We start from the raw sequence: 16,642 nt of genomic DNA, 5'->3' as shown, positions 1-16,642 counted from the left end.
AGCCTACGCTCGGCTGCTCTGCGCCCAGTCCTGGCAACCCTGGCGCTGCAAAAGGGGTTACGCAGGTTTTACGCCCCGGCCCGGCGGCGGGCATCGCACCTTTACGGGCAGCACGCGCATCGTGTGCCCACCGCGCCACAGGGCGCATTCCGCAAGGTGTTGTATGACCCTCCTGGTGATCCGCCACGCATCTTCGTCGGCGCCGCGTCCGCAGCTGCCGGCACAGCTGGCCGGCCATCGCGTGCTGTGCAGCGACTGCGCCAGCCTGTCCGAGGTACGCCAGTGCCTGTGCCAGCCGCAGGCGCGCTCCGCCGACTGGGTACTGCTGGATGTCGGTACCGCCGACGAAGCGCAATGGCAGGCCGAAGGTGGCGCGCTGCAGGCAGCACTGGAACGGCTGCCGGCGCAGTACATCGAACTGCAGGCTCCCAGCGAGCCGGGCCTGGATGCACGTCTGCGCCTGCAGCACGGTCCGGCCGCCGTGGTGGTCGACCAGCGCAGCCAGCAGGCCGGTTACCCGTTGTCGCTGGCCATTGTCGGCCGCCGCCTGGCGCAGGAGGGCTGAGTCATGTCGATCTTCATCATCCGCGGCCCGGAAGCGGCCGGCGCCCTGATCCGCACCGCGATGCCGCTGCCGGCACCGGTCCTGAAGTCGCTGGTGCATCGCGCGATCGACGCCGGCACCAGCGTGGCCATCCGCGCCTGCGGTTCGGAACAGGAACTGCTTGATGCGCTGCGCGTGGCCGATCACAGCCGCGGCGAGGTGACGCTGCTCGATCCGGGTGCGTGTGCCAACAGTCTGCGCCTGCAGCGGCTGCTGCCCTATCTGCACAACGCGTACGTAGAGGTGCATGACGACGGCGCAGTGGCCGAACCGTGCCTGCCGGCCGGTGTCGGCCAGCGCCTGGGCATCGCTGCTGGGTATGGCGCGCAGAGTTATGTGCTGGCGCTGGATATCGCGCTCGATCACCTGGGCCTGGCCGAGCAGGCGAACCGCGTGCACGTGGGGACGTAACGCTGTGTGTAGAGCCGAGCCCATGCTCGGCTGCGTCTTCAGAAAAAGCCAGCCGAGCATGGGCTCGGCTCTACACAAAGAAAAACGGCGGGGTTGCCCCCGCCGTTTCCGCTTTCTTATTTCAGCCCGCGGAACTTCAGCAGCGGTTCCACCGACGGGTCCTTGCCGCGGAAATCGCGGTACAGGGTCGACAGCTCCACGCTGTTGCCGCGCGAGAGGATCTTGTCGCGGAACTCCTGGCCGTTGGCCGCCGTCAGCCCACCGTGTTCGGTGAACCACTGGTAGGCGTCATGGTCCAGCACTTCGGCCCAGAAGTAGGCGTAGTAACCGGCCGAGTAACCACCACCCCAGATATGGTCGAAGTAGGTGGTGCGGTAGCGCGGCGGCACCTGCGGCAGGTCGACCTTGAACTTCTTCAGCGCGCTGGCTTCAAAGGCGCCGACATCCTGCAGCGGTGCATCGGCCTTCTGTGTGTGCCAGGCCAGGTCGAGCAGCGCGGCCGACAGGTATTCGGTGGTCGCATAGCCCTGGTTGAAGCTGCGCGCCTTGAGAATCTTGTCGACCAGTTCCTGCGGCATCGCCTCGCCGGTCTTGTAGTGCTTGGCGTAGTTGGCGAACACCTTCGGGTCCAGTGCCCAGTGCTCGTTGAACTGCGACGGGAACTCGACGAAGTCACGCGAGGTGGCGGTGCCGGCGATCGACGGGTACTTCACGTTCGAGAACATGCCGTGCAGCGCATGGCCGAACTCATGGAACATGGTGGTGACGTCGTCGAAGCTGATCAGCGCCGGCTGGCCGGCGGCCGGCTTGGTGAAGTTGCAGACGTTGTAGACCACCGGCTTGGCACCGGTCAGGCCGTCCTGCTCGACGAACACGTCCATCCAGGCGCCGCCGGACTTGCTGTCACGCTTGAAGTAGTCGGTGTAGAACAGGGCCAGCGAGGTGCCGTCCTTGTCGAACACTTCGTACACCTTCATGTCCGGGTTGTAGGTCGGAATGTCGGTGCGCGGCTTGAAGGTGATGCCGTACAGCTGGGTGGCGGCGTAGAAGACGCCGTTCTGCAGCACGTTGTCCAGTTCGAAGTACGGCTTAATCTGCGACTCGTCCAGATCGTACTTGGCCTTGCGCACCTGCTCGGCGTAGAAGTCCCAGTCCGAAGCGGCGACCTGGAATCCGCCCTTCTGCGCGTCGATGACCTTCTGGATCTCACCGGCCTCGGCGCGCGCCTTGGCGGTGGCGGCCGGCACGGTGTCGGTCAGCAGCTTGAGCGCGGCAGCCGGAGTCTTGGCCATCTGGTCGCCCAGCTGATAGTCGGCGAAGGTGTCGAAGCCGAGCAGCTTGGCCTTCTGCGCACGCAGCTGGGCCAGGCGCTGCACGGTCTGCCGGGTGTCGTTGGCATCACCGCGCTCGGCGCGGGTTTCAGAGGCCTTCAGAACGGCGGCACGCTGGTCGCGATCGCTCAGCGAGCCGAGCACCGGCTGCTGGGTGGTGTTCTGCAGCGGCAGCAGGAATTTGCCATCCAGCTTGCGGTCCTTGGCGGCGGCCGCAGCGTTGTTGATCGCGCCCTCGTCCAGGCCGGCCAGCTTGGCCTTGTCGTCAACGACAACAGCCGCAGCGGCGGTCGCGGCCACCAGGCGGGTGTGGAACTGGGTGGAGAGCGTGGTCTCTTCCACGTTGAGCTTGCGCAGGGTCGCCTTGTCGGCGTCGGACAGCTGCGCACCGGCGCGCACCAGGCCATCGTAATAGTGCTCGACCAGGCGCTTCTGCACCGGGTCCAACTCCAGCGTGTCACGCTGGTCGTACAGCGACTTCACGCGCGCGAACAGCTTCGGATCGAGGTTGATCTCGTCCTGGTGCGCGGCCAGCTTCGGCGCCACTTCTTCCTGGATCTTCTGGCGCGCATCGTTGGTGTCGGCCTGGACCAGGCCGAAGAAGATGCGCGACACGCGGGTCAGGGTCTCGCCGCTGCGCTCCATCGCCACGATGGTGTTGTCGAAGGTGGCCGGCTCGCTGCTGTCGGCGATCTTGCGCACGTCGGCCAGGTGCTGGCGCATGCCTTCTTCGAAGGCCGGCAGGTAGTCGCTGTCCTTGATCCTGTCGAACGGCGGCGCCTGGAACGGCAGCGTGCTGGCGCTCAGCAGCGGATTGGTGGAGGCTTCGGCCGGCTGCTGGGCCGGGGTCTTCTGGGCATCGGACACGGGGGTGGACTCCTTGCCGGAACAGGCCGCCAGCGCCAGGCTGATGGCGGCGGCCAGGACTACGGTACGCGACATGTAAAACGCTCCTTGGGCAGACGGTATGGATACCAGCCCTCCACCCTACTCCTGTCGCGCTCGCCCGGCATGTGCCGGACGTGGCGTCTATGCGGCGGCCTGCGGCAGGCTCAGACCGTACCGCGGGTCTTGCCGATCCAGGGCCGGTAGAACTCGCGGATGGCAGCCATGTCGGCCACATCGTCGCCGCTCGGGGTGAACAGCGGACCGATGCCGATGGTCTTTTCCGGATAGTGGAAATACGCGGTCAGGATCGGCACGTCGGCCATCCGGGCGATCTTCAGGAAGCCGGCCTTCCACTCCTTCACCGCCTTGCGGGTGCCCTCGGGCGTGATGGCGAACCACATCTTCTCGTTGTTGCGCAGCAGGTCCACCGCCTGGCCCACCGTACCCTGTGGCGAGCTGCGATCGAGCGGAATCACGCCCAGCCGGTGCAGCAACGGGCCCAGCGGCCACCAGAACAGCGACGCCTTGCCCAGCACCTTCACCTTCATGCCGAGCGCGATCTTCGCTGCCATGCCCCACAGCCCGTCCCAGTTGGACGAATGCGGGGCGATGATGAAGACCAGCCTGGGGATGTCAGGCAGGGTGCCGGTCACCTTCCAGCCCCCCATGCGCAGGGTGCAGCGCGCCAGCCAGCGCAGGAAGGCGTTGGGTTTGACCTGCGGCATCTGCGGCGGCACGGCCGGCAGCAACGAAGTCGGGTTGTTCAAGCAATCACTCCCAGTCACGTGATGAGCGCCCGCGCTTGATCTGCGCGCGCCCGCGTTTGGCGTCCAGACGACGCAGTTTCGACCCGAGGGTCGGCTTGGTGGCTTTGCGCGGTTTGGGCACGCTCAGCCCGGCCTGGATGAAGGCCGCCAGCCGCTCGCGCGCATCCTCGCGATTGCGATCCTGGGTGCGGAAACGTTGCGCGTCGATGACCAGCACGCCTTCGCCGGTCATGCGCCGGTCACGCCGCGCCAACAGCCGCGCGCGCAACGGTTCGGGCAACGAGGGCGAGTTGGCCACGTCGAAACGCAGTTCCACCGCAGTGGACACCTTGTTGACGTTCTGGCCGCCGGCGCCGCTGGCGCGCACGAACCGCTCGACGATCTCGCCGTCGGGGATTTCAAGCTGCGCGCTGATGGTGACCGGTCCACTGCCCATCCACGCATTGTAGCGGCAGGCACGTGGTGGAGTGCGCCATCGCGCCCCGTATGCCGCCGATCAGGCGCCGAACACGCCGCCTTCGCCTGGGCTGCAGGTATGCTGGCGGTCCCATGTACCGCAGGAAGCCCGCATGACCCGCTTCGCACCCGCCCTGCCGTCCCTGCTGCGCCGCGCCGCCCTGCTGCTGGCACTGGCCACGGCCAGCGTCCCGGCCCTGGCCGCCCCGCCGACCGACGGCGACATCAACCGCCTGCTGTCGGCCTCGCGCGCGCAGAGCATGATCGACACCATGGTGCCGCAGATCGAAGCCATGCAGCAGCAGCAGTTCCAGCAGGTGGCCGCGCAGCGCCAGCTCACCGCCCAGCAGCAGGAGCAGCTGAAGCGGATCCAGGCGCGGACCAGCCAGACCCTGCGCCAGGCCATGTCGTGGCAGCAGCTGCGGCCGATGTACGTGGACCTGTACAAGAAGACGTTCAGCAAGGAAGACGTGCTGGCGATGGCCGAGTTCTACGAGAGCGCGGCAGGCCAGAGCCTGCTGGACAAGACCCCGGCACTGATGCAGAACGTGATGGTGGCCATCCAGGCGCGCATGCAGCCGCTGTTTGCGGACCTGCAGAAAGACCTGGAAGCGATCGTCAACGAGCCGGAAAAGAAACGAGAATGAGGTAGTGCCGGCCGCTGGCCGGCTCCCCAGTACACCTGGAATCACGCAGCTGCCGGCCAGCGGCCGGCACTACCGTCAAACTGCGTCCACCTGCCAGCCGAACAGGTCCAGTGCCTTCTGGAACTGGCGGTCCAGCGGCGCACTGACATCCACGTTGCCGCCCTCCGGATGCGGAAAACGCAGGCGCTCGGCGTGCAGCAGCATGCGGTGCACGCCCTGCATGCGGAAGATGCGGTTGTGGCGCCCATCGCCGTGGCTGGTATCGCCGATCATGTGATGTGACAGGTGCTTGAGGTGACGGCGGATCTGCCGGAAGCGCCCGGTCTGCGGCTGGCAGCGCAGCAGCGCGTAGCGCGAGCTGCTGAATTCGCCCACCGGCACCGACAGCTCGCCAGTGGCCAGGCGCTGGAAATCGGTGATCGCCGGCTTCTTCACCGGCTTGCCCGGCCCACCGTCCAGATCATGGTCCACCCGCCAGGACAGCTCGGCCGGCCAGCCTCGGCAGACTGTCAGGTAGTCCTTGGCCACTTCGCCACCCATCAGTGCCTTGCCCAGCGAACTGGCGGTTTCGCGGTCAAAGGCCAGGAGCAGGCAGCCACTGGTGGCCCGGTCCAGGCGGTGCACGAGGAAGATCGGCCGCCCCAGCTGCTCACGCAGGCGGTCGGCCAGGAAATCATCTTCGCCACGGGCCAGCTTGCTGTCGTGGACCATCAGCCCGGCAGGCTTGTTGACCACGGCCAGGCGCTCATCCAGGTGCAGCAGCTGCAGGGGCGCGGTTTCAGTCTCGACCGCGGCGAGGGTGTCAGGTTCGGTACTCACCGCAGGATTATAAGGGTGCCCTGTATGGGGTCAGATCCCTTTTCCACGGGAAAAGGGATCTGACCCCGGGTCTGTGGCGTGGCAATCAGGCGTTGCGCACGGCCAGCAGTTCGCCGTTGCCCACCGGCACCACGCTGGTGCTGAAGTCCGGATCGGCATCCAGCAGCAGGCACAAGGGCTCCATCTCTTCCGCGTGCGAGGTGGCGTTGTCCACCACCAGCAGGCCCCCCGGCCGCAGCACGCGGCGCAGCTGCGGCCACCAGCCGGCGTACTGCCCGCGGTCCGAATCCAGGAACAACAGGTCGATGCAGCCTTCGCCGGCCTCTGCCAACCACTGCCCGGCATCGCCATGCACCAGCGTGATGTGCGCGGCCAACCCTCTGCGCGCGAACGTGGATCGCGCCAACGCCACCTTGTCCTCGGCGACTTCCAGCGTGGTCACGTGGCCGTCGATGGCGGCTGCGGCTTCGGCCAGCCACAGCGTGGAGTAGCCATTGGAGGTGCCGATTTCCAGTACCCGTCGCGCGGTGCCGAAACGCACCAGCACCGACAGGAATTCACCGGTATCCGGCGTGATGTTGAGCATGCGCCGAGCGCGCTCGGTTTCATGCGCGTCGTTTTCAGCACCGAAGTGCATCAGTTCGTTCTTCAGCGTCTGCAGCACCGGGTCTATCTCCACCACGCGCGCGCCAGCGCCAGCGCGCCGACGGCACCGGACACCCAGCTCCACATCGGCAGGTCGCCCCAGTACCAGCCCGGCGGCTGCAGCACGTACATCAGCGCGGCGATGGCCAGCAGGCCGACGCCGGTGATCGCGCCGACCGTGCGCTTCTGCAGGCGCTGCACGCTGGCATCCAGCGCAACCAGATCGCGCGAGCGCATCGCCAGCTCGTGGCGCCCCTCCACCTGCTGGGTCAGCCAAGCGTGTACCAGGCGCGGCATGTCCGGCGCGTGGGTCATGATTTCCGGCAACCGCTTGCCGATCTCGCGCACCACCCGGCGTGGGCTGTAGCGCTCGCGCAGGATCTTCGCCAGCACCGGCTTGGCCACCGCCCAGATATCGATCTGCGGATCCAGCTGCCGGCCGACACCTTCGATGTTCAGCAGGGTCTTCTGCAGCAGGATCAGCTGCGGCTGCAGGGTCAGCTGGTAGCGCTGCGCCACGCGGAACAGCTTCATCAGCACTTCGGCCAGCGAGATCTGCGACAGCGGGCGGGTGAAGTACGGCTCGCACACCGAACGCACGGCCGCTTCCAGATCATCGATGCGTACGTGATCGGGCATCCAGCGCGCCTGCACGTGCAGTTCGGCGATGCGGCGGTAATCGCGGTTGAAGATGGCCATGAAGTTCTCAGCCAGGTAGTACTGATCCTCCTGCGACAGCTGGCCCATGATGCCGAAGTCCAGCGCGATGAATCGCGGGCTGGCGCGGCGCCCCGGATCGGTGTCGACCCAGATGTTGCCGGCGTGCGCATCGGCATGGAAGAAGTTGTCGCGGAACACCTGGGTGTAGAAGACCCGCACGCCCTTGGCGGCCAGTGCCTTGCGGTCGATGCCCGCCTTGTCGAGCGCGGCGATGTCGTCGGACGGAATGCCCCACACGCGTTCCAGGGTCAGCGCGCGCTCGGCGGTATGGCTCCAGATCACTTCCGGCACATACAGGTCGTCGCTGTTCTCCCAGAAGCGGCGCAGCACGCTGGCATTGGCGCCTTCGCGCTGCAGGTCCAGCTCGGCGGCGAGGGTGTTCTCGACTTCGGCCACCACTTCGCGCGGTCGGATCTTGTCGGCACGCGGATGGGTACGCTCGACCAGCGCGGCCAGCGAGTTGAGCAGGGCGATGTCGGCATCGATCTGCTTCTCGATGCCGGGGCGCAGTACCTTGACCACCACCTGGCGGCCATCGGCCAGCGTGGCCGCATGCACCTGCGCGATCGAAGCCGAGGCCAGTGGTTCGGTATCGAAGCTGGCGAACGCCTCGCTGACCGGCAGGCCAAGCGCTTCCTCGACAATGCGGCGCGCAGTGTCACCGTCGAACGGCTTGACCCGGTCCTGCAGCAGGGTCAGCTCATTGGCCACATCCGGCGGCACCAGGTCGCGGCGTGTGGAGAGGATCTGGCCGAACTTGACGAAGATCGGGCCGAGATCCTGCAGCGCCAGGCGCAGGCGCGCACCGCGCGACTGCGCGGCGATGTCGGCCGAGGCACGCGGCACGAACGGCTTGGCCAGGCGCAGCCAACGCTCGGCCGGCGTGCCCTGCAACAGGTCGTCAAGGCGGTAACGCAGGATCACCCGGCCGATGCGGCTCGCCCGCAGCACGGCCTTCATGCGGCACCCCGCAGGCGCTGCACGCGCGCGCCAAGACGCTCGACGTCATCGCGCAGCACGTCCACATCATCATGGAAGGCATCCAGTTCGGCGCGCGGCACCACGTCGCGCGATTCCTCGGTGATGAATTCGGCGGCGCTGTGGGCCAGGTCGATCGCCCCCTGGCGCGCGTGCTGCAGGGCGCTGCGCAGGGTGTTGGCGACCTGCACGCCCAGTACCTCGCCGAATACGCTGACGAACGGCTGCTGCCAGTCCGGGTCGAAGCCCTTGGCCAGCTGCTGCAGGCGCCGCGCCAGTTCGGCGTCACCGGCCACGCGTACTCGGCCCTTGTTGTTGGACTCGCCGCGCCGTGCGTTGGCCAGCAGCGGCAGCTGCGCCAGCACGCCGGCCAGGCTGCTGCGCACGGCCAGGTCGGCTTCCTGCGCATCCACCGGGCCGACCCGCAGCTGGTCGCCGTCGACGCTGATGCGCATCGCCAGCGACGGCGCTTCCAGGGTCAGGTCAATGTGCCGGCCATCGAGGCTGGCCAGGGCATGGCGGGTATCCGGATCCAGCGCCAGCGCGCGGTTCAGGGCGATCTGCAGGGCGCGGCCAGCGACCGGCTTGAGGGACTTGAGCAGGGAAAGAGCCATGGGCGCATTCTACCTGCGTGGGTGGGGGGCTTGGGCCGGGCTGCCGCCCGGCACCCGCGGTAGTGCCGGCCGCTGGCCGGCAACCTCAACACCAACAGCAACAGCATGCATTCCGTGGGATGGCGGGATGGGTCCGGTTGCGGGGGACGCCGTAAACCCCGCTCCGCGGTCCGGCCCAGCCGCTGGCGGCTGGGCGTTCGGGCGCTTGCGAAGCAGTGCTTCGCAAGCAAAGCGCCCTCACCCATGGGGGCTTGGCCGCGGCATCCATGCCGCGGACACCCCCGCAACCGGACCCATCCCGCCTTCGACAGTTTCCTGTCGTCCGTGGGGTCGGATCCCGTTGTTGCGCAACGGGCTCCGACCCCTGTTGATGGGCCATGAGGACGGTAGATCCACGCCATGCGTGGATGGATTTCTGGTTCATCTGTGCCTCACGCGGTGGGCCGATGAAGGTTCATGCTATGGGGCCACGCAACGCACAGGACATCGCACTCCCCATGGCACGGACCCGGGTCGGCATCATCTTCGGGGGCAAGTCTTCCGAGCACGAAGTTTCACTGCAGTCGGCGAAGAACATCCTCGATGCGCTTGATCGCGAGCGCTTCGAGCCGGTGCTGGTCGGCATCGACAAGCAGGGCCAGTGGCATCTGAGCGAGCCTGCGACCTTCCTGCTCAATGCCGATGATCCGGCACGCATCGCGCTGCATCGCTCCGGCCAGTCGCTGGCGGTCTTTCCCGGTGCCGAGCAGGCACAGCTGCAGCCCTCCGATGCGGCCAGCGTGCTGGGCCAGATCGATGTGGTGCTGCCGATCGTGCACGGGCCTCTGGGCGAGGACGGTGCGCTGCAGGGGCTGCTGCGCATGGCCAACCTGCCCTTCGTCGGTTCGCCGGTACTGGGCTCGGCAGTGGCGATGGACAAGGACGTGACCAAGCGTCTGCTGCGCGACGCCGGGCTGCAGGTGGCGCCGTGGCTGTGCATCCGCCGCCACCAGGTGGCGGAAGTGGATGTCGATGCGGTGATTGCCCAGCTTGGCCTGCCGCTGTTCGTGAAGCCGGCCAACCAAGGCTCGTCGGTAGGCGTGAGCAAGGTCAAGGATGCGGCGGGCTTTGCCGAAGCGCTGGCATTGGCGCTGCGCTACGACCACAAGGTGCTGGTGGAATCGGCGGTGATCGGCCGCGAGATCGAGTGCGCGGTGCTGGGCAACGAACATCCGCAGGCCAGCCTGTGCGGCGAGGTGGTGGTGCACGACGAGTTCTACGCCTACGACACCAAGTACATCAACGCCGATGGTGCCGAAGTGGTGGTACCCGCGGATATCGATGCCGGCACCCAGGCACGCATCCAGCAGATCGCGCTGCGGGCCTACCAGGCGCTGGAGTGTGCCGGCATGGCGCGCGTGGATGTGTTCCTCACTGCGGGCGGCGACATCATCATCAACGAGGTCAACACGCTGCCGGGCTTCACCCGCATCAGCATGTACCCGAAGCTGTGGGGTGCCAGCGGCGTGGACTACACCACGCTGATCACCCGCCTGATCGAGCTGGCGCTGGAGCGCCATGAGGCCGATCGCGGGCTGCAGAGCGCTGTGTAACGTCGTGATCGCCCGCAGAGTCGAGCATGGCTCGACTCTGCGGAAAGCGATGCCGGCCAGCGGCCGGCACTACCGGCTAGCCGCGCTTGCGGAACATCGAGATCACCGCAAGGATCAGGAACACCACGAACAGGATCCAGGCGATGTTGGTTGCGGCGCCGGCGATTCCGGAGAAACCCAGAACAGCGGCGATGATGGCGATGACAAAGAAGATGATGGCGTAGTGCAGCATGGCGCTCCTCGCGGGTGGTCGAGCCTTGGATGGCGTGGGTCCATCCTCCCGATCCTGCGGTGTGCAACCAGTGACGGCGATCTATGCAGCAGATGAAGCCTTCAGCCTGCGCAGCCCCTCTTCGATGCTGACCTGCGGCACGTAGCCGAAGTCACGGCGCGCCGGTTCCATGCTGTACCAGTGCGGCGTGCACAACTGCTCGGCCAGGAAGCGGGTCAGCGGCGGCTCGCCACGCAGGCGCAGCAGCGGCCACAGCCGCTCGCAGATGGCGCCGACACGGTACGCGGTCTTGAAGCTGATCGCCTTGCCCACCGTCGGCGCGCCAACAGCGGCCAGCAGCTTGTTGACCAGCTCGCGCATCGGCAGCGGCTCGCCATTGGAGATGAAGTAGGCCTTGCCCGCACACGCAGCGCCCGGCGCCAGTGCCTCGAAGGCGAGGAAGTGCGCGAGTGCGGCGTTGTCGATGTAGGTGGTGTCCACCCTGTTGTTGCCATCCCCCACCAGGCGCAGGCGGCCCTGCCGCGCACGCTCGGCCAGCCTCGGCACCAGCTGCTGGTCGCCTGGGCCCCAGATCAGGCGCGGGCGCAGTGCCACCGTCGCCAGCGACGCATCGTTGGCGGCCAGCACGCGCTGTTCGGCGATTGCCTTGGTAGCCGCATACGGCGCCTGGAAATCTTCGCCGTACGGCACCTCGTCAGCCCCGAGGCCTTCCACCGGGTGCGTGGCACGATGGGTCACGCTGGGCGTGGAGGTGTAGACCAGCCGGTTGATGCCATGCGCGCGGCAGGCCGCGAGGACGTTGTCGGTGCCGACCACGTTGGCCTGGTGGTAGCTGTCATAGCTGCCCCATGCGCCGGCCTTGGCGCCGTTGTGGAACACCGCATCGACGCCGGCCACCGCATGCAGCACCGCCTGCGCATCGGCCAGATCACCGCGGATCTGGCCCACGCCCATCGCCTGCAGTTCCGGGTAATGACTGCGGTTGAACGCCAGCACCTGGTGGCCACGCTCGACCAGCCCGCGGCACAGCGCCTGCCCAAGGAAACCACCGCCACCGGTGACCAGGATCTTCATGCGCGCTTCTCCAGTTCGGTGCTGGCCCAGACGGCGAGCTTCTCGCGGCCGATCTTGGCGTTATGACGGATATCGACGGGGAACGAAGGGTGTACCAGGAAGTGCTCCAGCCCGGCTCCGGCCAGGCATGCGGCGGCCTTGGCACGCAGCGCTTCCTGCAGTGCCGGGCTGTCGGACCGGCCACGCTGCAGCTCCACGCACAGCACCGGCACCTGCGCACCGGCGGCCCCCACGCCAACCAGCGCAGTGCGCGCCACGCCGGCCACGGTGTTGAACATCGGCTCGACCTGCTCGGTGTACAGCGGCCCGCGCGCGGTTTCCACGCGCTGCGTCTTGCGCCCGCAGAACCACAGGCGGCCCTGCACATCGAAATAACCAACGTCGCCCATGCGATGCACCACGCGGGTGCTGCCATCGGCCAGCGTCTCGCGGATCTTCGCCGCCGCAGTGGCCTGCGGGCGGTTGAAGTAGCTGTCGGTGGCGGTCGGCCCGGCCACGGTGATCTCGCCCACCTCGCCGGTGGCCAGCACACGTGCCTGCGACCAGTCGGCCAACGGTGCGTCGTCGATGGCGATGATGCGCACCTCGTTGGGGGCCACCACGTTGCCCACGCAGGTGCCGGCACCGGCCTCGGTCGCCGCGCGGGTGCGCTCCAGTTCGCGGCCTTCGACCACCGCCACCGGCAGGCACTCAGTGGCGCCATAGGGAGTCCAGAACTGCGCATCGGCCGGCAGCAGGCTGCGGATGGTGGCGACCACGTCCGGCGGCACCGGTGCCCCGGCCGAGGTCACCCGGGTCACCGTCGGCAGTGGCCGCCCGTGCCGAGCCAGCACCCGCATCAGCGCTGGCGAGCCGAACAGCTGGGTTACGCCGAAGCGCTGGATGGCATCGTGCAGGCGTCCCGGGTCGGCCTGCGCCGGCCGCGTCGGGTCCATGTCCGGGATCACCGAAGTCAGGCCCAACGCCGGGTCGAACAGCGCGAACGGTGGGAAGGTCGGCAGGTCCACCCCACCCGCTTCCATGCCGAAGGCACTGCCCAGCAACTGGATCTGGCCGACGAAGTGGCGGTGGCGGTAGACCACGCCCTTGGGCACGCCGGTGGAGCCGCTGGTGAACAGGATCGCCGCCATGTCCTCGCCATCGGTATCGGCCAGCATGGCCCCCCCCTTGGCACCGGCACGTTCCAGCGCGGCCAGGCTGGTACCGCCCCAGCCGAGGCGGCGGCCGACCGTCACCAGCCGGGTGGCCGACGGCGCCCAGCGCAGCACCAGCCGCGCCACATGCGCCAGCGGAATGCCGATGAAGGCCTGCGGCTGCGCCTCGTCCAGGCACTGCTTCAGCGCGCGCCGGTCGATGCCCGGATCGACCAGCACCGGCACTGCGCCCAGCTTGAACAACGCGAACATCAGCAGGAAGAACTCCGGAGAAGGCCGCACCATCACCACCGTGCGCACGCCACGGCCGATCCCGTAGCCGGCCAGGCCGGCGGCCATGGCATCACTGCGGGCGTCCAGCTGACGGTAATCGAGGGTGACATCGTAGGCGGCCATGCCGTTGCCGGCGCCGCGGCGGCCCGGGCAGCGGATGGCGATCTGGTCGGGGCGTTCACGCGCCAGTTCAGGCAAACGGGCCGCAATGTTGCAGGGTCGGTTCATCCGTTCATTGTCGCCGCTTACGGAATTTCTTGCGCGGCGGCCCACTTCGTGGAAAATCCGCACCCTCGTTCCCGATTCCGACTGCCGCCCGAGGCGGCTTGCCCATGCAACATCCCTGCATGACCTGCGGCGCCTGCTGCACCCAGTACCGCGTGGCCTTCCACTGGATGGAATCGGACGAGGTCACCCCCGGCGGCGTGCCGCATCAGCTCACTGAGGTGCTGGATCCGCACCGCCTGTGCATGCGCGGCACCCATTCCAAGCCGGTGCGCTGCGTCGCGCTGGATGCGCAGATCGGCGTGTATTCACGCTGCACGATCCACCCCAACCGGCCCAGCGTGTGCCGTGAGGTGGATGCATCGTGGGAATACGGCAAGGCCAGCCCGCAGTGCGACAAGGCGCGCATTGCCTATGGCCTGGATCCGCTGACGCCGGCCGACTGGCGCTGGCGCGATGACGCCGACAATGACGACGATCACCCGGACGACAACGGCAACAGCCCGTCCTCGCCACCACAGGCGCCGGTCGCCGCATAATCCGGTGTGCCGACCAACGGTCGGCACCCACCCATACCTTCCACTTGTGGGTGCCGACCGTTGGTCGGCACATCGATCAGATCGGGTTGGCGTCCAGGAACGCGCGGATTTCCGGCACCAGCACGTCCTGCTTGTCTTCCAGCACATAGTGGCCGGCATCCTCGAAGGCATGCACCTGGGCATTCGGCAGCGCGGCCTGGAAGCCCTTCAGGAAATGATGGTCGAACACGAAGTCGCGCAGGCCCCAGCCGAGGAAGGCGGGACGGTCGGCGAACGACGGCAGCGCCTTGCCGGCGCGTTCCAGCAGCGGCCAGGCCTTGTCGGCCGGCGACAGCGGGATGTCCTGCATGAAGCGGATGGTGCTGATGCGGTTGGCCCAGCTGTTGTACGGCGACACGTAGGCGCGGCGCACATCGGCCGGCATCTTCCGCTCCACGCCCAGCCACGAGGCACCGGACGAGAACGCGTTGAAGCTGCGGATGATCCACTCGCCGATCTTCCAGTGGCGACCCAGTGCGATCTGCCACGGCATCTTCTTTGCCGCCGGCATCGGGAAGGCAGCGGTGTTGAGCACCACCAGGCGCTTCACCTGCTCGTGGTGCGACAGCGCCCAGCCGAACCCGATCATGCCGCCCCAGTCGTGCACGGCCAGGGTCACCGGGCCGGTGATGCCCAGGTGCTTCAGCAGCGCATCAAGATCGTCCACGCGCGACTGCAGCGTGTACTCATAGCGGCTGTCGTCCGGCTTGTCCGACAGGCCCATGCCGATGTGGTCCGGCACGATGCAGCGGTAGGTGTCCGACAGGCCGGCCACCAGCGTGCGCCAGTAGTAGCTCCACGACGGGTTGCCGTGCACCATCACCACCACCTCGCCATCGCGCGGGCCCTCGTCGAGATAGTTCATCGACAGGCCGGGGCGGACCTCGAAGCGCTGCGGGTGGGCGGGGTAACCGGGAAGATCGCGCATGCGGAGCACCTAAGGAGAGTCGCGGCGCAATGTAGAGCCGAGCCGTTGCTCGGCTGCTCTCCGGTCCGCTGCGGAAGAGCCGCGCTGCGCGCGTGAGCCGAGCATGGCTCGGCTCTACAGGAGGTCGGGCAACGGGCTGCTTACCAGACCACTTCAGCCATCGAGCAGTTCAGGCCCGAGCCAATACCCAGAAGCGCGATGCGATCACCCTTCTTCAGCTTGCCCAGCTGCTTGAGCTTGCTCAGCACGATCGGCACCGAGGCCGGGCCGATGTTGCCGTGCTCGCCGAAGATGGTCATGACCTTCTTCGGGTCGATGCCGAAGTTCTTGATGAACGCGGCGGTGTGCGGTTGGCTGACCTGGTGGATCACGAACTGGTCCAGCTCCTCCACGGCCCAGCCGAGTGCGATCTTGGCGGCGCTGAAGGTCTTCTGCGCCAGCTTGATGCCTTCGATCAGCAACAGGCGGGTGTCGGTGACCATGCGGTCCAGGTTGCCCAGGCACAGCTGGTTCCACTCGGTGGCCGAGCGGGTCACGCCGCCCTTGTAGCGCGGCGCGTCCGGCACCAGCTCCGCGCGCGCCATCACCATCGCGGCGGCGCCCGACCCGGTGGTCAGCGCGGCCAGCTCGTTGCGGAAGTCATCGGCGGTGACGTCCGGGGCGGTCATGCGCTCCAGGGTCTTCTCGTACACCAGGTTGGCGGTCTCGCCGTCCACCACCAGCGCGTAGTCGATATCACCGCGCTCGATCATGCGCGCCGCGATGTCCATGCCGTTGATGAAGGCCAGGCAGGCGTTGGCGACGTCGAAGGTCATGCATTCGTCGCTGACACCGAGGTTGCCCGACACGATGGAGGCCGTGGACGGCTCCAGGTAGTCGCGGCTGACCGAGGTGTTGACCAGCAGGCCGACCTGGGTCGCGGTGATGCCCGCGTCTTCCAGTGCCTTACGGCCGGCCATGGTGGCGGCGTCCGACGCCAGCACGCCGTTGTCCCACAGGCGGCGGGCGTGGATGCCGGCGATGTCGCCGAGCACATCGGTGCGGATACCCAGGCGATCCAACGTCGGCTGCAGGCGTTCGTTGATTTCCTTGGTCGTCAGCGTATGCGGTGCGTCGACGTGTGCCAGGCCGGCGATCGAGACATTCTTGAAGAGCATCGAGGTTAGCGCCAAGGCTCAGGCAAAAGGGGGCGCTATTCTATAACCCCCGGGCTTTCACCGCATCTTTACGAATTCAGCCTCGGCCGTATGGTGAAGCGTTCAGCGCGGCGGGCACTGGAACGCGGCGAAGCGCTGGCTGCCATCGGCGGGGGCCGCAGCGGCCTGGACGGCATTGGCGCCGGCGCTCGGGGCCTCGTTGCGGGCCAGGGTTTCCAGCTCTTCCTGCACCCGCAGCGGGTTGCGGTTGTAGAAGCCGACCTTGCTCTTCACGGTGACCACCACCTCGCCCTTGGCGATGCAGCCGGCCGGAACCGGCCCTGCCGGCAGCACGCGGGTTGCCTTGCCGGCCGGTTCGATCGGCACCCAGGTACAGGCGGTGACGGTGAGCAGCAGGGAGGAAAGCAGCAGAACGCGCATGGGCAGATCCTGGAAGGGTATGGGGGGATTCTGCCTGAACAGCCTGAATCGGGGGTAGCCGGGGCCGGGGTCAGAGCCCCCTGCGGGGGATCCGACCCCAGATCGGCAGAGGGGTCGGATCCCCCGCAG

At 67.5% G+C, this 16,642-nt stretch carries 18 protein-coding genes; 5 read left to right on the top strand and 13 right to left on the bottom strand.

Features of this window, described 5'->3' with window-relative positions:
• Positions 1-163: 163 nt before the first annotated feature.
• Positions 164-565 (top strand): hypothetical protein, encoded by a 402-nt coding sequence (locus ACM0PB_RS13360; RefSeq protein WP_053496494.1) that lies wholly within the window; start codon positions 164-166, stop codon positions 563-565.
• A gap of 3 nt (positions 566-568) precedes the next feature.
• A complete protein-coding gene (locus tag ACM0PB_RS13355) occupies positions 569-1,015 on the top strand; it encodes a 3-dehydroquinate dehydratase (RefSeq protein WP_004153636.1) in 447 nt (148 codons plus the stop codon).
• Between the two features lie 116 nt (positions 1,016-1,131).
• Here the strand turns inward: ACM0PB_RS13355 and dcp are convergent, their stop codons facing one another.
• The 3 genes from dcp to arfB all read right to left on the bottom strand — a co-directional run bounded on the left by dcp (position 1,132) and on the right by arfB (position 4,437).
• Positions 1,132-3,288, bottom strand: a complete 2,157-nt coding sequence (gene dcp, locus ACM0PB_RS13350) for a peptidyl-dipeptidase Dcp (RefSeq protein ID WP_005420753.1) — start codon at positions 3,286-3,288, stop codon at positions 1,132-1,134.
• Between the two features lie 110 nt (positions 3,289-3,398).
• Positions 3,399-4,001, bottom strand: coding sequence for a lysophospholipid acyltransferase family protein (locus ACM0PB_RS13345; RefSeq protein WP_005420754.1), 603 nt, complete (start codon positions 3,999-4,001; stop codon positions 3,399-3,401).
• Positions 4,002-4,005: 4 nt separating this feature from the next.
• Complete coding sequence (arfB, locus tag ACM0PB_RS13340; protein WP_005420755.1) at positions 4,006-4,437, bottom strand: alternative ribosome rescue aminoacyl-tRNA hydrolase ArfB; 432 nt, start codon at positions 4,435-4,437, stop codon at positions 4,006-4,008.
• A 133-nt stretch (positions 4,438-4,570) separates the two neighbouring features.
• Here arfB and ACM0PB_RS13335 point away from each other — a divergent pair, with 133 nt between their 5' ends.
• A complete protein-coding gene (locus ACM0PB_RS13335) occupies positions 4,571-5,104 on the top strand; it encodes a DUF2059 domain-containing protein (RefSeq protein ID WP_005420757.1) in 534 nt (177 codons plus the stop codon).
• A gap of 75 nt (positions 5,105-5,179) precedes the next feature.
• On the opposite strand, the gene ACM0PB_RS13330 is transcribed toward ACM0PB_RS13335, so the two are convergent.
• The 4 genes from ACM0PB_RS13330 to ACM0PB_RS13315 form a co-directional block, all read right to left on the bottom strand.
• Positions 5,180-5,923 (bottom strand): pseudouridine synthase, encoded by a 744-nt coding sequence (locus ACM0PB_RS13330; protein WP_005420759.1) that lies wholly within the window; start codon positions 5,921-5,923, stop codon positions 5,180-5,182.
• A gap of 85 nt (positions 5,924-6,008) precedes the next feature.
• Entirely contained in the window at positions 6,009-6,560 is a 552-nt protein-coding gene (locus tag ACM0PB_RS13325) for an O-methyltransferase (protein ID WP_414604823.1), read from the bottom strand.
• Positions 6,561-6,592: 32 nt separating this feature from the next.
• Positions 6,593-8,248: a ubiquinone biosynthesis regulatory protein kinase UbiB gene (ubiB, locus tag ACM0PB_RS13320; protein WP_414603793.1), complete on the bottom strand. Its 1,656-nt coding sequence runs from the start codon at positions 8,246-8,248 to the stop codon at positions 6,593-6,595.
• Positions 8,245-8,880, bottom strand: coding sequence for a ubiquinone biosynthesis accessory factor UbiJ (locus ACM0PB_RS13315; RefSeq protein WP_005420772.1), 636 nt, complete (start codon positions 8,878-8,880; stop codon positions 8,245-8,247). Before ACM0PB_RS13315 ends, ubiB begins: the two co-directional genes overlap by 4 nt.
• A 497-nt stretch (positions 8,881-9,377) precedes the next feature.
• On the opposite strand from ACM0PB_RS13315, the gene ddlA reads away from it, so the two are divergent.
• Positions 9,378-10,472, top strand: coding sequence for a D-alanine--D-alanine ligase (gene ddlA / locus ACM0PB_RS13310; protein ID WP_065178469.1), 1,095 nt, complete (start codon positions 9,378-9,380; stop codon positions 10,470-10,472).
• Between the two features lie 76 nt (positions 10,473-10,548).
• On the opposite strand, the gene ACM0PB_RS13305 is transcribed toward ddlA, so the two are convergent.
• The 3 genes from ACM0PB_RS13305 to oleC form a co-directional block, all read right to left on the bottom strand.
• Positions 10,549-10,704 (bottom strand): DUF1328 domain-containing protein, encoded by a 156-nt coding sequence (locus ACM0PB_RS13305; protein WP_005407633.1) that lies wholly within the window; start codon positions 10,702-10,704, stop codon positions 10,549-10,551.
• Between the two features lie 81 nt (positions 10,705-10,785).
• Complete coding sequence (gene oleD, locus ACM0PB_RS13300; RefSeq protein ID WP_065185571.1) at positions 10,786-11,778, bottom strand: 2-alkyl-3-oxoalkanoate reductase; 993 nt, start codon at positions 11,776-11,778, stop codon at positions 10,786-10,788.
• Positions 11,775-13,433: an olefin beta-lactone synthetase gene (oleC, locus tag ACM0PB_RS13295; RefSeq protein ID WP_065178390.1), complete on the bottom strand. Its 1,659-nt coding sequence runs from the start codon at positions 13,431-13,433 to the stop codon at positions 11,775-11,777. Before oleC ends, oleD begins: the two co-directional genes overlap by 4 nt.
• Before the next feature lie 104 nt (positions 13,434-13,537).
• Here oleC and ACM0PB_RS13290 point away from each other — a divergent pair, with 104 nt between their 5' ends.
• Positions 13,538-13,969 (top strand): YkgJ family cysteine cluster protein, encoded by a 432-nt coding sequence (locus ACM0PB_RS13290; RefSeq protein ID WP_005407630.1) that lies wholly within the window; start codon positions 13,538-13,540, stop codon positions 13,967-13,969.
• Between the two features lie 76 nt (positions 13,970-14,045).
• On the opposite strand, the gene ACM0PB_RS13285 is transcribed toward ACM0PB_RS13290, so the two are convergent.
• The 3 genes from ACM0PB_RS13285 to ACM0PB_RS13275 form a co-directional block, all read right to left on the bottom strand.
• The gene (locus tag ACM0PB_RS13285) at positions 14,046-14,936 is read right to left on the bottom strand and encodes an alpha/beta fold hydrolase (RefSeq protein WP_414604924.1); all 891 of its coding nucleotides are present in this window, start codon (positions 14,934-14,936) and stop codon (positions 14,046-14,048) included.
• Between the two features lie 140 nt (positions 14,937-15,076).
• Positions 15,077-16,093 (bottom strand): 3-oxoacyl-ACP synthase III, encoded by a 1,017-nt coding sequence (locus ACM0PB_RS13280; protein WP_005420782.1) that lies wholly within the window; start codon positions 16,091-16,093, stop codon positions 15,077-15,079.
• A gap of 102 nt (positions 16,094-16,195) precedes the next feature.
• A complete protein-coding gene (locus tag ACM0PB_RS13275; protein ID WP_005407628.1) occupies positions 16,196-16,513 on the bottom strand; it encodes a DUF4156 domain-containing protein in 318 nt (105 codons plus the stop codon).
• Positions 16,514-16,642 lie beyond the last annotated feature (129 nt).

Source organism: Stenotrophomonas sp. AR029 (genome assembly GCF_047520695.2).
Classification (GTDB): Bacteria; Pseudomonadota; Gammaproteobacteria; order Xanthomonadales; family Xanthomonadaceae; genus Stenotrophomonas; species Stenotrophomonas sepilia.
The sequence above is the reverse complement of the archived record's forward strand: the minus strand, read 5'-3'. Positions and strand labels throughout refer to the sequence as shown.